Origin of the sequence: Clostridium sp. AF35-15, assembly GCF_003477745.1 — a bacterium.
GTDB lineage: Bacteria > Bacillota > Clostridia > Lachnospirales > Lachnospiraceae > Otoolea > Otoolea fessa.
The window spans coordinates 61,350-75,335 of record NZ_QUDY01000008.1 but is presented as its reverse complement, the minus strand read 5'-3'; the positions used below and the strand labels follow the sequence as shown (position 1 = coordinate 75,335).

Genomic DNA, 13,986 nt, shown 5'->3' with positions numbered 1-13,986 from the left:
AATATCAGATATTCCGCTCTACTCTGTTATCATTTTTGTCCTTCTTAGATAATTTTAGTCAAATTTGCTGTTACTCGCCACCTAATGCAGGAATCTTCTCGACTGAGATAAACGCCAGGGCAACTGCCAGACCGCCTGACAGCACCTTGCTGATCATATAGGCTGTTACCCAGTTTCCCGGTATCAGGGAGGCTACGAAGGTCATCTGACCGCCTACCACATAGGCACCAGCCACAGAGAAAGCGGCATTTAATACTTTTCCGCGCTTATCCATCTTGGAAAACAATGGCAGCATCGCAAGGCTCTGTATAAAGGAAAGGAACAGTCCGACAACTGCCTCCTCATTGATACCCAGGACCGCCCCAATACGCTGGATCGGCTTTTGGAGACGTTTTAACGCCACCTGCGACAGCACCAGACCGCCGCACGCTGCGATGACCATACGGAGTACCATAAAAAGCATTTCCTCAATCAAGGCATCCTCGACAACCGCATACTTCGGCATGAAAATTCCGAAGACTGCCACACCAAACAGGAGAAAACTAAAAATACGGATCGCATTTCCGAGGAAAATCATGATCTTCATCGTCAGCGCCGGAACCAGCACAAATGCCGCAATCAGCACCATGCACAGCACCAGCACCGGGATCATATTAAAAAAGAGCTGACGGACAGGCAGACCCAGCATCAGACCTCCGACCGCCAGACCAGACGGTATGGCAATCAGACCGAAGATGAACCCCCGCATCAGCTCTCCTATTTCATCTTTTCGAACAGCTGCCAGAAAGACCGGCAGCTGGTATCCGACCGTCATTCCCAGACTGCCTGCTACCATCGCACCGGTAAATGCCGCCAGAGCCGGTGTCGCCGCCAGCTTCTGTGCCATGCCAAGCGCCCCCATATCCGGCGCCAGAAGGCAGCTTGGAATGAGCGCCGGATCAAACGGCATATGCTTTGCCGCCTCTGCAATCGCTTCCGCGTGGGTCTGCACATATGTAACTCCGATCGCAAAAAATCCGACCGTGGACATCGCCAGACCGCCCATGGTGGCAAGCCCCTTTTCAAAGTTCGGCATCAGCCCCAGCTTTCCTCCCAGCATCTCATCCACAAGACCGGCTGCCGCAAACACCAGCATGATCGCAATGAATATGTTCATAAGCCGTACCTCCCAGCTTTTTCCTATTTCTCTATTTCTCTATTTCTCTATTCCTCTGTTTCCACTTATTTTCCCTCTATCAGGTACATTTCTCTGTCAAGCACCATTCTTTTTTTACCTCGCCAGCAGCTGTATCAGCACGCCCCCAATGGTCAGCATCAGTGCCCCGCAGGAACGCGTCACAATCTGTGCAAACGGAAGCAGTTCCATCCGTTTCGAACTGCTGAGCACCGCTACATTTCCGGAGCCGCCCATGTTCGTTGTACACATCCCCGCTGCGATCGATGATTCCAACGGATAAAATCCCATCTTGATGCCGATCAATCCGGCGGTCAGTGTGATCGCCCCGACAATCAGCACGACACTGAGCAGATAAAATGGAGTGATCGTGTGTAAAATCGTCTTTAAATCAATCAGCGTCGCCCCGATTCCGGTCAGCGCCGCCGCTGTCCAGCTGTGGATCGCGAACTGTCCCCACTCTCTCGCCGCGTCCTCCAGGCGCTCTGAAAGGATTCCCGTTCCCTTCACAATCACAACTGCTACAATCATCCACGCATACGTCGGTACAATCGAAATAAAATGATGGCAGATCGCCCCCAGTTCATAAAATGCCATTGAAATGATAAGCCCCGTACATAAGAGTGCGAAGGTCGGTTTCATCGGAGGCTGTTTCTTCACTTCGTGACCGTCATTGACAAGGCAGCCATTTCCGGTCAGGGATGGCTTTCGCTCGCCGATATTATTGGCTAAACCGCCAAAAATGATCGCCACACAATTTCCCAGCACCGTCGCCGGTGCGATCCGCGTCAGGATCTGTCCGGCGTCCGTCCCCAGAACCGACGAATACATTGCCGACAGAGGCACTGCTCCCGCCGTCATGCCGCCGCTCGTCATCGGAATACCGATATACAGGATGCCTTCCAGAAAACTATCCCCCATCACCATACCGAGCAGACCTGAAAGTATCACGCCGACTGCCAGCGATATGACAGCTGTCGGAAGCAGTTTCACCGTTGCGCGGATCAGAAGCCCGCGGTCGATATTGAAAAGACTTCCTGTGATCAGCGCTGAGATATAGAAGACCAGAAATCCTTCTTTGTTGACAAAATTGTCCAGAATCTCATGCGTCTGCTCTGGAATCAGCCCCAGCGCCTGGATGACTGCCGCCCCCAGAATACAGATGACCGAGCCGCCCAGGTACGTTTTCACAACCGGTGTATGATTTCCCAAAAAATTGAGTCCCTCGCCCAGCACCATCAGCGCAATCATGCCGCCGACCAAGCCTGCCGGAAGACAGTCCATATACATACAGACCACCACCAGCGCCAAGATGCCTAGATACAGAGGGATGGAAAAACCAGCGATCGTATTAGCTTTGCCAGATATTTCTTTCCTCTCTTGCTGCATTTTTCATTTCACCTCTGAGTATTAATTTCTTCCACAACACTTCTTATATTTCTTCCCAGATCCGCAAGGACACGGATCATTCGGATAAATCTTCTCCACCTTTTTCGCGGTTACCGGTGCTGGCTGGGACATTTCCGGCACCATCGCCGGCATGCCGCCGATCATACCTCTCTCACTTAATTCCCACGGTTTATTTCCGCGGTTTTCTTTTGTTCTCGTATTGTTGAACGCATCCATGAGAAGTCTTAAAAATTCGCCCATCTGCTGCTCGCTCTGGAAGACAATCCCTTCTTCATGCATCTTATTCATCAGTTCTGCCGGTGATTTTCCTTCATAGCTGCTGGTCCACGTCTCAAAGCACCATCTAGCCGCTTTCTCATACGGCACATCCAATTTTTTTATGAAATAGGACTCCAGCTCCTTATAAGCCAGTACCCCTGCCTCATACCCTTTCTGACAGATTTCATCCAACTGCTGTGCAGACGGAATATAGAATTTTTTATTCTGCTGCTGTTTCAACAAAGCAGTGAGTCCATCACCCTCAAAAACTGGAAGATGTACATACAAGCCCCTCTCGGAATAAAGCGGATTCTCTTTCGGCAGGTCCTGCATTCCCAGTTTCTCCATCGGGAAAATGCAGGATTCTGTGATGTCCTCCGGCATTTCCTCCAGCATCCCGATCATTTCTTCGATCGTGCCTTTCACCTTCAATTTGTACAGTTCATACAAAATTTCCAGCGGCGCAATCTCATAATAATCGATAAAGAAGCTGATACACTTCATCAGCCAGCCTTTTTTGCTCTGAACCGCCCGGAATGCCTCATCGTCAATCCCGCTAAAACCCTGTGCAATCTCTTCAAAGACAGTAAAGCAGTCACTCACTTCCTCAAAACTTCCAAGTACGTATTTATATAACTGCATTCCATCCATAATCTCTTCTGCAGAAATTTTCTGTGGCTCGGTACAGGCTTTGCAAAAAAGCACCATCTGCTCTTTCGTCAGGCATGAAAGTCTGCCCCGGAGTGCCTCTTTTGTCGTTAAATATTCTACAATTCGGTCAATCAGGTCATCCTTTTTAAGCCGGGAACAGTTCTTTAACTCGTAGCTTCTTGCTTCGTTTAATAAGTCTTCTTTGGTCCATTCTTTTAAATATTCTCTTAATAACATACAATTTCCTTTTCTCATCCTACATCGTTTCATGCTTCTCTTCATATTTTTTTATTATACTTTTAAATGCACATGGATTGCAAGATATATCGTTACATATTTCTGCTTCGCGCGAGTGCGCATCATTGGCATTACACAAAAATACAGCCTGTCTCCAAGCTTTTCAGGAAACAGACTGTATCAATTAAGGATTATGGTAAATAAAGGATTGTCGTAACTGTTCAGTAGGTCTGCGCATTTACTGCGCTGACCGTACGAAAACATGGGCCAGCAGGGAAAAATCCCATTGCCGCAGGCAATTTTTAATGGATTTTTGCGCGTGACTGTGAAGGTACTGGACAGTTACGGATTGTCTATATTTTACAGAAATACTGCCAGCTCTTCTAGCGGCTTGCGATCTGCATGCAGCCTGGACGGATGAGCCGTCTCTGCCGGATATCCAAGCGGCAGATAGGCCGTCGGCTGTAAGCCCTTCATCTCCGGGAACTGCTCCAGCAGTTTTTCTGGATTAAACATACCAACATACGTCGTTCCCAGTCCCAGCTCTGCTGCCTGCAGCATCATCTGGGAAACCGCCAGTGTCACATCGATCTCTCCATGGTTTTTCCCGTCCTCTTCCCGTTTCCAGGCGATCTCCGGATCATAGACCGCTACAATCACGACCGGCGGATGAAAATGACACGCCGTACATGCATCCGCTTTCGCCAGCGCCTCTTCACTCTGCATCACGAAAAAGCGCTGTGGCTGTAAGTTATGTGCCGTCGGGGCTTTGCGTCCTGCCTCCAGCACTTTCTGTAATTTTTCTGCCTCAACCGGACGGCTGTCAAATTTACGAAGTGAATAACGTGCATCACATAATTCTTCAAATTTCATAGTAATCAAAACTCTCCTTTGCGTTACAACTAATAACTCCGAATCCGATCCGAATCCTCTTCCCCCGTCTTCTCGATCTTCCGGATCTCCACCACATAGCTGCTCTTATCGTTGACCTTCACTTCCACCTGGTCACCCACATGGTGTCCTTCGATCGCTTTTCCGAGCGGCGACTCGATACTGATCCGGTTTTCTAGGGAATTGCCCCGGATGCTCGTTACCAGACGGTATACATCTTCTTCGTCGTCATCCTCAAAATATAGGGTAACCGTATCATTCATTCCGACCTCATCCGGGCGGGATTCTTCCGATACGATCTTGGCGTGCTTCAGCATATTTTCCAGATAGCGAATACGGCTTTCATTCCGGTTCTTATCCTTCTTAGCAGCATAATATTCGAAGTTTTCGCTCAAGTCACCCTGCGCGCGCGCCTCCTTGACCGCCTCGATCGCCTCTTTGCGGACCACCAGCTTCCGATGGTCGATCTCTTCCTGAATCTTCTTTACATCACTTTCTGTCAACTGCTCTCTCATGTCCTACTCTGCCAGTCCCTTTTTCTCTATCATTTCTACAACCTGCGCTACATATTTTCCGCAGATTTCATCCGTCGGTGCCTCGACCATCACGCGGATCAGCGGCTCCGTGCCACTCGGACGAACTAAGATTCGACCGGTATCGCCCAACGCATCTGATACCTTCTGAACCTCCGCCTGCACGTCGCGGTCTGCCTGCGCCGCCTCTTTATCCTTGACTCTGACATTTTTCAGAACCTGCGGATAAATCTGCACCTCATCAGCCAGCTTTGCAAGTGTCTCTTTCTTCTCCAGAATCACTTCCATCAGCTTTAATGATGTCAAAATGCCATCTCCGGTCGTCGCGTGCTTGCTGAAAATGATATGGCCCGACTGCTCGCCTCCCAGGCAGTGACCGTTCTGGGACATATTTTCATAGACATACTTATCGCCAACCGCCGTCTTCTCATAGGAAATGCCCTCGCGCTCAAATGCCTTATAAAGACCGAAGTTCGACATAACCGTGGTGACAACCGTATTGTTGACCAGCGTCCCCTGTTCTTTCATGTATTTTCCACATACATAGAGGATCTTGTCGCCATCCACCAGCTTGCCCTCACTGTCCACTGCCAGGCAGCGATCCGCATCTCCATCATAAGCGAATCCAACGTCCAGATGATTTTCAACCACATATTTCTGCAGTCCCTCGATGTGGGTGGAACCGCAATTTGTATTGATATTCAGACCATCCGGCGTGTTGTTGATGACATGTGTCTCCGCGCCCAGTGCGTCGAATACGTTTTTCGCAATCGCGGAAGCGCTTCCGTTTGCACAGTCAAGACCTACCCGCATATTTTTGAAAGACCGTGTTGCCAGGGAAATCAGATAACCGATATAGCGGTTACGTCCCGCCGCATAGTCAACGGTGCGTCCGATCGCATCGCGTTTGGCAAATGGAATCTCGCCCATCTCGCCATCCAGATACGACTCAATCTTCTCGATCGTCTCCTCCTCCAGTTTCTCGCCGCGTCCATTGATGACCTTGATTCCGTTGTCATAGTATGAATTGTGGCTTGCGGAGATCATGATACCGCAGTCAAACTCCTCAGTGCGTACAACATACGATACACTCGGAGTAGTTGTCACGTGAAGCAGATAGACATCTGCGCCGGAAGCGGTCAGTCCCGATACCAGCGAATACTCAAACATATAGCTGCTGCGTCTCGTATCCTTGCCGATCACGACCCGGCAGCGATCTGCTTTCGTCTTCTGTCCATAGTACCAGCCCAGGAAACGACCTACTTTATAGGCGTCCTCCACGGTCAGCGTCACATTTGCCTCGCCGCGGAATCCGTCTGTTCCAAAATATTTACCCATTTTGAGAGTTCCTCCTACATCATCAAATACAGAGTCCAAAGGTCATGTACATTTATGGAAATACCCCACTAACATACATGACCTTCTACGATTTTGATTCCAACCTGAAGAAAATCCTGCAGCCAACGGCGCTTCACACTTTCTGCCGCTGCTGCTTTCTATGTCTGATTGCACATTTTTTACTGAATTTCTTTCAGATAGCGACCTACCGCATCCTGCCAGGACGGAAGGCGCTCAAATCCGTTGTCCGAAAGTTTTTCTTTGCTGATCCGGCTGTTCATCGGGCGTTTTGCCTGACCCGGATAAGTAGCTGTATACTCAGCAGTGCTGACCGGCGTCACCTTGACGTCCATGCCCGCCTGCTTAAAGATCTCAGCTGCAAATTCATACCAGCTGCAAAGTCCCTCATTCGTCGCATGGTAACGACCATATTTATCACTCTGAATCATATCAACCAGCAGACGCGCCAGATCGTATGTGTAAGTCGGGGAACCGATCTGATCATCCACAACACTGACTGCCCCGCGCTCTTTGCCAACGCGCAGCATCGTCTTGATGAAGTTCTTGCCGTTCACGCCAAATACCCACGCGATACGGACGATGAAAAACTTCTTTACCAGCTCCTCGACTGCCAGCTCACCCTCATACTTCGACTGACCGTAGGCGTTGAGTGGTTCCCGGTGGTCATCCGGCTCCCACGGGCGGGTGCCCTGACCGTTGAATACATAATCGGTGCTGATGTACATCATTTTGATGTCCAGACCTTTGCAGACCTCAGCGATATTTCTCGTTCCATCTGCATTGACTTTACGGCAGAGTTCCATGTTCTGTTCCGCTGCGTCTACTGCAGTATATGCAGCGCAGTGGATCACTGCATCCGGCTTTGCCTCGGTGATCACGCGGCGGCATGCCTCTGCATCGGTAATATCCATCTCATCGACATCCACACCGATGCCAGTAAGACCCTGTTTTTTCAGCTCATTCATCACGTCATAGCCAAGCTGGCCTTTAACGCCTGTCACTAATACTCTCATTATAATCTATCTCCATACATTTTTTCGAAGTACTGGCTGTACTCACCGCTTAAAATGTGTTTCCACCAGTCCTGATTGTTCAGATACCAGTCAATCGTCTGACGAATGCCGGTGTCAAAATTGTATTTCGGCTTCCAGCCAAGCTCCGTCTCGATCTTGGTCGGATCGATCGCATAACGGCGGTCATGACCCGGACGATCCTTGACGTAACGGATCAGGCTTTCCGGCTTGTCCAGCGCTTTCAGGATGGTTTTGACAACCTCCAGGTTGGTCCTCTCATTGTGTCCGCCAATATTGTAAATCTCACCGACGCGTCCCTTGTGGAGAATCAGATCGATCGCCTCACAATGATCGGATACGTGCAGCCAGTCGCGGACGTTCGCGCCGTCGCCGTATACCGGAAGTTCCTCGTCTGCCAGCGCACGACTGATCATCAACGGAATCAGCTTCTCCGGGAAATGATATGGACCGTAGTTGTTGGAGCAGCGGGATACTGTCACCGGAAGTCCGTAGGTTCTATGGTATGCCAGTACAAACAGATCCGCACTCGCCTTGGAAGAAGAGTACGGGCTGGAGGTATGCAGCGGGGTCGTCTCTGTGAAGAAGAGATCCGGGCGGTCTAACGGCAGATCGCCGTATACCTCATCGGTCGATACCTGATGATAACGTTTAATTCCATAGGTGCGGCAGGCATCCAGCAGGGTGGTCGTTCCCATGACGTTGGTGCGGACAAACGCCTCTGGGTCCGTGATGGAACGGTCTACGTGGCTCTCTGCTGCAAAGTTTACCACAATGTCCGGCTTTTCTTCCTCGAAGAGCTTAAACACGAAGTCGCGGTCTGCGATATCGCCGTGTACAAATTTGTAATTTGGTTTGTTTTCAACCGGTTTCAGTGTCTCTAAGTTGCCCGCGTAGGTCAGAAGATCCAGGTTGATGATCTGATACTCCGGGTATTTATTTACCATATGGTGTACGAAGTTTCCGCCGATGAATCCGGCTCCGCCTGTCACGATAATCTTCATTGTTTTAACTCCTTTTAATTCTGATGTATTTTATCAACATATTTCCCATCCAGTACGTCTTTCAGATATTTGCCATACTGGTTTTTCTTGTATACCTCGTATGCCTCCAGCACCTCTTCCTTGCTGATCCAGCCGTTTAAGTACGCAATCTCCTCCAGGCACGCGATCTTGCGGTGCTGGTGGGTCTCTACTGTCTTAACGAAATTGGTTGCCTCAACTAAGGACTCATGTGTACCGGTATCGAGCCAGGTAAAGCCCTGTCCCAGAAGAATGACATCCAGATCGCCATTTTCCAGATAGATGCGGTTCAAATCGGTGATCTCAAGCTCGCCTCTGGCAGACGGTTTTAACTGTTTCGCATACTCTACTACCCGGTTGTCATAGAAATACAGACCCGTTACACAGTAATTGGACTTCGGTTTCTCCGGCTTCTCCTCGATGGAGATCGCCTTGCCCTGGTCGTCAAATTCTACGATACCGAAGCGCTCCGGATCATCGACATAGTAGCCGAATACAGTCGCGCCCTCTTTCTTGGCAGAAGCAGCACGCAGGCGTTTCACAAGTCCCTGACCCTGGAAAATATTGTCCCCCAGAATCATCGCTACGGAATCATCCCCGATGAACTCCTCGCCGATGATAAATGCCTGTGCCAGTCCATCCGGACTTGGCTGCACGGCATAGCTTAAATGTAAACCAAACTGATGTCCATCGCCCAACAATTCCTTAAAACGCGGTGTGTCATCCGGTGTCGAAATAATCAGAATATCCCGGATTCCCGCGTTCATCAGAACGGAGATCGGATAGTAAATCATCGGTTTGTCATAAATCGGAAGCAGCTGTTTGGAAGTTACGCGTGTCAGCGGGTAAAGGCGTGTGCCTGAACCGCCTGCTAAAACGATACCCTTCATATCTTGTTCTCCTCATATGTTTTATTTTCACGCCTCTTTTCTAAAAAAAGGCAGATCTCATCACTATAAGTAATATACCACATTTGCCTGCTGCTTGCAAATTTATTTGCTTTGCACTTCTTCTATGTTTACACGTTTTTTCCCTCTACTGTTCTTGCATTGTACAATCTATGAGCATCACTCATCCACTGCATACACAATCGTCCGCGCATCCGCAAATTCATAACTGCACGTCACAAAGGAATACAAGTGGGAAACCTCCTCGTCTGGCAGTTCGCGAAACCGACATCCCTCCGTCATTTCTTCTATATAAGAATGCATCTCCGACTGATCCGCAAATTCCGTCCTACGCCGTTCCCCCTGACTGCCCGCAGTGAGCGCTGCAATCAGACGGAGTGTCCGCCTTTTCCCATCTGGGAAATAGAGATAAGCCGTCCGATGCTTCTGGAAGAAATCTTCGTCTTTCAGGCGGATCAGCTCGGAAAACCGGCTTCCGTCCTTCATATGATGCCCGTAAAAAATCGAATGAAAATCCGATGCATCCGGTGCACTCTCGCAGTCCAGAAAGACAGTCCCGGCTGGATCTGGTTTTCCACCCAGCCCGATGCTGCGGTACGATTCATTGTCGGTTGTCTGGACAATCGGTTCATCGATGTGAGTACCGGGAATGCGAATCCAGGCGATGACGTCGGCATTCTGGCATTTTAAGGCTGCGAAATCTGGCTGCCATATCGGCTCTGACGCATCTGAATCAGATTTTCCAGATAAATTCTGCTCTACATTTCCTTCAGATTGGGAATCTCTGTTTTCCGCCCTTCTAACCGCATCCCCCACACCATCCGCCAGAACCAGACATCCAATCACGATCAAAAAAGCACAGAAGATGCGGCGTGCCCAGCGGGCAGCGCCGTCTCCTGTGCGCTTCTTAGTACCCAAATTTTCCTTCCAGCGATTCATCTTCGCGGATCCAATCTTCTACATCAACTTTTCGGTACTCATTTTTCGTATCACGGATATAGACATGTTCAATTCCGGCATTGATTACCATGCGCTTGCACATCGAACAGCAGCTCGATTTTTCCACATACCCGCCGGTTCTCGCATCGACACCGGTCAGATACAGCGACGCGCCGATCATGCGCTCTCTGGAGGCACTGATCAGGGCGTTGGCCTCGGCATGGACACTGCGGCACAACTCGTACCGCTCGCCGCGCGGCACATGAAGCTCCTCGCGGATGCAGCGACCGATATCGGAACAGTTTTTCCGTCCGCGCGGGGCGCCCACATAGCCGGTCGAGATAACCTCATCGTTATTCACAATCACTGCCCCGTAGTGCTTTCGCAGACAGGTACTCCGCTGCGAAACCATTTCCGCCAGATCCAAATAATAATTGACTTTATCTCTTCTTTCCATATAGGATCCCCCTTCCGTTTTCTCTAATTCTTTAGATGCCCTCATTCATCTTCGCCAGCTTCGCCGCCTGATCGGCTGCAATTAAGCTGTCAATGATCTCATACAGATCGCCGTCCATGATCGAATCGATCTTATACAAGGTCAGTTTGATGCGGTGCTCGGTCACACGTCCCTGCGGGAAGTTATAGGTACGGATCTTCTCGGAACGGTCACCGGTACCAATCTGGCTGCGGCGTTCTGCCGCTTCCTCGTTCTGGCGTCTCTCCAGCTCCAGATCATATAGCTTGGAACGCAGAAGACGGAACGCCTTTTCCTTGTTCTGTAACTGCGATTTCTCAGTCTGGCTGTAGATCACGATACCGGTCGGAATATGGGTCAGACGTACCGCGGAGTCAGTCGTGTTGACACACTGTCCACCGTTTCCGGACGCACGCATAACGTCAATACGGATATCTTTATCATCGATGACAACGTCCACATCCTCTGCCTCCGGCATCACGGCAACCGTCGCGGTCGAGGTATGGATACGTCCGCCGGACTCGGTCTCCGGCACACGCTGTACACGGTGGACACCGCTCTCGTACTTCATCTTGGAGTAAGCGCCCTGGCCGGTAATCATGAAAACGACCTCCTTGAAGCCGCCGATTCCATTTTCACTGACGCTGACAAGCTCAGTTTTCCAGCGGTTGCGCTCTGCAAAGCGCACATACATACGGTACAGTTCGGACGCAAATAATGCCGCCTCATCGCCGCCTGCACCTGCACGGATCTCAACGATAACGTTCTTTTCATCGTTCGGATCCTTCGGAAGAAGCAGAATTTTTAATTCCTGCTCCAGCTCTTCAATGCGCTTTTTCGCAGTATTTAACTCTTCCTTCGCCATCTCGCGCATCTCCTCGTCGGATTCCTCATCCAGAAGCGCCAGACTGTCCTCTACGTCCTGTTTTGCCTTCTTATACTCTTTATATGCCTCCACAATCGGAGCCAGATCCGACTGCTCCTTCATCAGCTTGCGGAAACGATTTGTATCGCTTGCCACTTCCGGGCTGCCGAGCTCTTCCATCAGCTCTTCATAACGGATCAGCAAATCATCCAATCTGTCAAACATGATATCCTCCTCTATCGTCTAACGGTTCCACCGTGCCTTTACCACGCGGTTAAGCCCCGGCTCATCCTTTATCACTTCTATCTCCCGATACCCGGCGATGGTCAGTATCCGGCTGACCGCCTCCGCCTGGTCATATCCTATCTCAAAATATACGCAGCCGCCCTTGTTCAGATGTTTGCTGCACTCCAGCGCCAGAACCCGGTAAAAATACAGACCGTCCTCGCTGCCGTCCAGCGCCAGCCGAGGCTCATGGTCGCGTACCTCCGGTTCCAGACCGTCGATCACCGCCGATGGGATATATGGCGGATTCGACACAATCACATCGTACATGACATCCGCCTCCACCGCCTGAAACAGATTGCTCTGCAAAAGTGTCAGGCTGTGTTCCTCGATCTCTGCCTGCAGGCGCGGTCCCTTTGCCAGCCACGTTTTCAGGCGGATGCACCACGGATCCTCCGATACCTGAAACGATTCTGACCGCGCAGTTCCCTTCTGAATCAAAAAGAGACGTCTCGCATTTTTCTTTGCCACGCGCAGCGCCGCCTCGGAAATATCCACCGCCGTCACGTTCTGGTAGCCGCCAAGCACGGCAAGGCTGATCGCGATACAGCCGGATCCGGTACACATATCCAAAAGTTTCAGATCCTTTTCCGGGTAATCCCGAAGAACCCGCTCAACTAACGTCTCCGTATCCTGGCGCGGAATCAGGACATTTTCATCGACAGAAAATGTCATTCCCATAAAATCCTGCATTCCCAGAATCTGCTGCAGTGGAATGCGCTCTGCCCGTTTCTGAAGCATTTCCTGATAGCGCCCATAGCCCTTTTCCAGGCGTTCCGCATGGATCGGACGGTTCTGATCCAGATAATAATGCACCCGGTCAATCCCGAACGCCGCTTCCATCAGATACCAGGCATCCGTCCCTGCGTCCGGTACACCCGCCTCACTTAAGCGCGCGCCGCCCTCATCCAACAGTTCTCTCCAGGTCAGGTCTGTTCTTCCGTTTTCCTCGCTCATCGACTCATCCCCTCTGTCGTACCGTGTTCTATTTATGACTCTTCCAGCTGCTTTTCCCAGCCTGGGAAATTCTCCGTCAGGTATTCTCTCCAGTCAAAAACTGCCTCGGTCGCCGCGATCGCCACCTCAATCATCGAGTCATCCGGCTCCTTCGTCGTCAGACCCTGCATCCACATACCCGGACGGCTCACCAGATCCATAAACTTCGAATTGCTCCGTCCGGCGCACTGCAATACCTCATATGATATACCTGCAATGACCGGAACCAGAATAATACGGCTCAGAATCCGCATCCAGATCGTATCGACCCGGATCACCATAAACATCAGAATACTGATCACCATGACAATCAATATGAAACTGGTACCACAGCGCTTGTGCTCCTTCGAGCTCTCGCGCACATATTTTACCGTCAGCGGATGTCCGTGTTCCACACAGTTGATGCACTTGTGCTCCGCCCCGTGGTACATAAATGTCCGCCGGATGTCCTCCATCCGCGAAACGAGTTTAATATAGATAATAAAAATCGCGATCCGGATCACACCTTCCAGCACTGCCATCAGATGATCCGATGTGATAACTCCCTTAAACAGGTTCGCAATCCCCAGCGGCAGGAGCATAAAAATACCAATTGCCAGGATAAACGAAATTACCAGCACTGCTGCCATGATCGCACTCTCCAGCTTCTCGCCGAACACACGGTCTAAAAGCTGTTCGAATTTTCCCGGCTCTGCATCCTCATCATCCTCAAAAAAGCTGGCGGAATACGACAGACTCCGCATGCCGATGATCATCGAATCTGCAAACCGGAACACGCCGCGCACAAACGGGAGCTGTAAAATCTTCGCTTTTTTCGTGATACTCTGGTATGTGTCTTTTTTTACTTCTATCTCTTTGTCAGGCCGGCGGACTGCCACTGCATAGTCCTCGCCTTTCATCATCATGATGCCTTCAATTACCGCCTGACCGCCAATTCCTGAATACTTCATGC

General features: G+C 50.4%; 14 protein-coding genes. All 14 read right to left on the bottom strand.

The window, feature by feature from the left end; all coding sequences use genetic code 11:
- Window positions 1-70 precede the first annotated feature (70 nt).
- Window positions 71-1,156 carry an ethanolamine utilization protein EutH gene (locus DWZ76_RS10420; protein WP_118472598.1) on the bottom strand — a complete coding sequence of 362 codons (1,086 nt, stop codon included), beginning with the start codon at window positions 1,154-1,156 and terminating at the stop codon, window positions 71-73.
- A gap of 114 nt (window positions 1,157-1,270) precedes the next feature.
- Window positions 1,271-2,563, bottom strand: a complete 1,293-nt coding sequence (locus tag DWZ76_RS10415) for a 2-hydroxycarboxylate transporter family protein (protein WP_118472597.1) — start codon at window positions 2,561-2,563, stop codon at window positions 1,271-1,273.
- A 21-nt stretch (window positions 2,564-2,584) separates the two neighbouring features.
- The gene (locus tag DWZ76_RS10410) at window positions 2,585-3,730 is read right to left on the bottom strand and encodes an SEC-C metal-binding domain-containing protein (protein ID WP_182431313.1); all 1,146 of its coding nucleotides are present in this window, start codon (window positions 3,728-3,730) and stop codon (window positions 2,585-2,587) included.
- 360 nt (window positions 3,731-4,090) lie between these two features.
- The gene (locus DWZ76_RS10405) at window positions 4,091-4,603 is read right to left on the bottom strand and encodes a nitroreductase family protein (protein ID WP_118472595.1); all 513 of its coding nucleotides are present in this window, start codon (window positions 4,601-4,603) and stop codon (window positions 4,091-4,093) included.
- Between the two features lie 29 nt (window positions 4,604-4,632).
- Window positions 4,633-5,136 carry a transcription elongation factor GreA gene (gene greA, locus DWZ76_RS10400; protein WP_118472594.1) on the bottom strand — a complete coding sequence of 168 codons (504 nt, stop codon included), beginning with the start codon at window positions 5,134-5,136 and terminating at the stop codon, window positions 4,633-4,635.
- Between the two features lie 3 nt (window positions 5,137-5,139).
- Complete coding sequence (gene glmM / locus DWZ76_RS10395; protein WP_118472593.1) at window positions 5,140-6,492, bottom strand: phosphoglucosamine mutase; 1,353 nt, start codon at window positions 6,490-6,492, stop codon at window positions 5,140-5,142.
- Between the two features lie 179 nt (window positions 6,493-6,671).
- Window positions 6,672-7,526, bottom strand: coding sequence for a dTDP-4-dehydrorhamnose reductase (gene rfbD / locus DWZ76_RS10390; protein ID WP_118472592.1), 855 nt, complete (start codon window positions 7,524-7,526; stop codon window positions 6,672-6,674).
- On the bottom strand, window positions 7,526-8,548 hold the full coding sequence (rfbB, locus tag DWZ76_RS10385; RefSeq protein WP_022360599.1) for a dTDP-glucose 4,6-dehydratase: 1,023 nt from the start codon (window positions 8,546-8,548) through the stop codon (window positions 7,526-7,528). Before rfbB ends, rfbD begins: the two co-directional genes overlap by 1 nt.
- A gap of 14 nt (window positions 8,549-8,562) precedes the next feature.
- Window positions 8,563-9,456 carry a glucose-1-phosphate thymidylyltransferase RfbA gene (gene rfbA, locus DWZ76_RS10380; RefSeq protein WP_022360600.1) on the bottom strand — a complete coding sequence of 298 codons (894 nt, stop codon included), beginning with the start codon at window positions 9,454-9,456 and terminating at the stop codon, window positions 8,563-8,565.
- Window positions 9,457-9,633: 177 nt separating this feature from the next.
- Entirely contained in the window at window positions 9,634-10,392 is a 759-nt protein-coding gene (locus DWZ76_RS10375) for a class B sortase (RefSeq protein ID WP_182431312.1), read from the bottom strand.
- Window positions 10,382-10,870, bottom strand: coding sequence for a deaminase (locus DWZ76_RS10370; RefSeq protein ID WP_022360603.1), 489 nt, complete (start codon window positions 10,868-10,870; stop codon window positions 10,382-10,384). The genes DWZ76_RS10375 and DWZ76_RS10370 overlap by 11 nt, the downstream gene beginning before the upstream one ends.
- A gap of 31 nt (window positions 10,871-10,901) precedes the next feature.
- Window positions 10,902-11,978: a peptide chain release factor 1 gene (gene prfA, locus DWZ76_RS10365; RefSeq protein ID WP_118472590.1), complete on the bottom strand. Its 1,077-nt coding sequence runs from the start codon at window positions 11,976-11,978 to the stop codon at window positions 10,902-10,904.
- Between the two features lie 18 nt (window positions 11,979-11,996).
- A complete protein-coding gene (locus tag DWZ76_RS10360; RefSeq protein WP_118472589.1) occupies window positions 11,997-12,995 on the bottom strand; it encodes a HemK/PrmC family methyltransferase in 999 nt (332 codons plus the stop codon).
- A gap of 32 nt (window positions 12,996-13,027) precedes the next feature.
- A complete protein-coding gene (locus tag DWZ76_RS10355) occupies window positions 13,028-13,984 on the bottom strand; it encodes a DUF1385 domain-containing protein (protein ID WP_118472588.1) in 957 nt (318 codons plus the stop codon).
- Window positions 13,985-13,986: the final 2 nt, after the last annotated feature.

Excerpts from the sequence above, each read along its gene's own strand:
- DWZ76_RS10420 (WP_118472598.1), bottom strand. The coding sequence starts at position 1,156 with ATGAACATATTCATTGCGATCATGCTGGTGTTTGCGGCAGCCGGTCTT.
- DWZ76_RS10415 (WP_118472597.1), bottom strand. The coding sequence starts at position 2,563 with ATGCAGCAAGAGAGGAAAGAAATATCTGGCAAAGCTAATACGATCGCT.
- DWZ76_RS10410 (WP_182431313.1), bottom strand. The coding sequence starts at position 3,730 with ATGTTATTAAGAGAATATTTAAAAGAATGGACCAAAGAAGACTTATTA.
- DWZ76_RS10405 (WP_118472595.1), bottom strand. The coding sequence starts at position 4,603 with ATGAAATTTGAAGAATTATGTGATGCACGTTATTCACTTCGTAAATTT.
- greA (WP_118472594.1), bottom strand. The coding sequence starts at position 5,136 with ATGAGAGAGCAGTTGACAGAAAGTGATGTAAAGAAGATTCAGGAAGAG.
- glmM (WP_118472593.1), bottom strand. The coding sequence starts at position 6,492 with ATGGGTAAATATTTTGGAACAGACGGATTCCGCGGCGAGGCAAATGTG.
- rfbD (WP_118472592.1), bottom strand. The coding sequence starts at position 7,526 with ATGAGAGTATTAGTGACAGGCGTTAAAGGCCAGCTTGGCTATGACGTG.
- rfbB (WP_022360599.1), bottom strand. The coding sequence starts at position 8,548 with ATGAAGATTATCGTGACAGGCGGAGCCGGATTCATCGGCGGAAACTTC.
- rfbA (WP_022360600.1), bottom strand. The coding sequence starts at position 9,456 with ATGAAGGGTATCGTTTTAGCAGGCGGTTCAGGCACACGCCTTTACCCG.
- DWZ76_RS10370 (WP_022360603.1), bottom strand. The coding sequence starts at position 10,870 with ATGGAAAGAAGAGATAAAGTCAATTATTATTTGGATCTGGCGGAAATG.
- prfA (WP_118472590.1), bottom strand. The coding sequence starts at position 11,978 with ATGTTTGACAGATTGGATGATTTGCTGATCCGTTATGAAGAGCTGATG.
- DWZ76_RS10360 (WP_118472589.1), bottom strand. The coding sequence starts at position 12,995 with ATGAGCGAGGAAAACGGAAGAACAGACCTGACCTGGAGAGAACTGTTG.
- DWZ76_RS10355 (WP_118472588.1), bottom strand. The coding sequence starts at position 13,984 with ATGAAGTATTCAGGAATTGGCGGTCAGGCGGTAATTGAAGGCATCATG.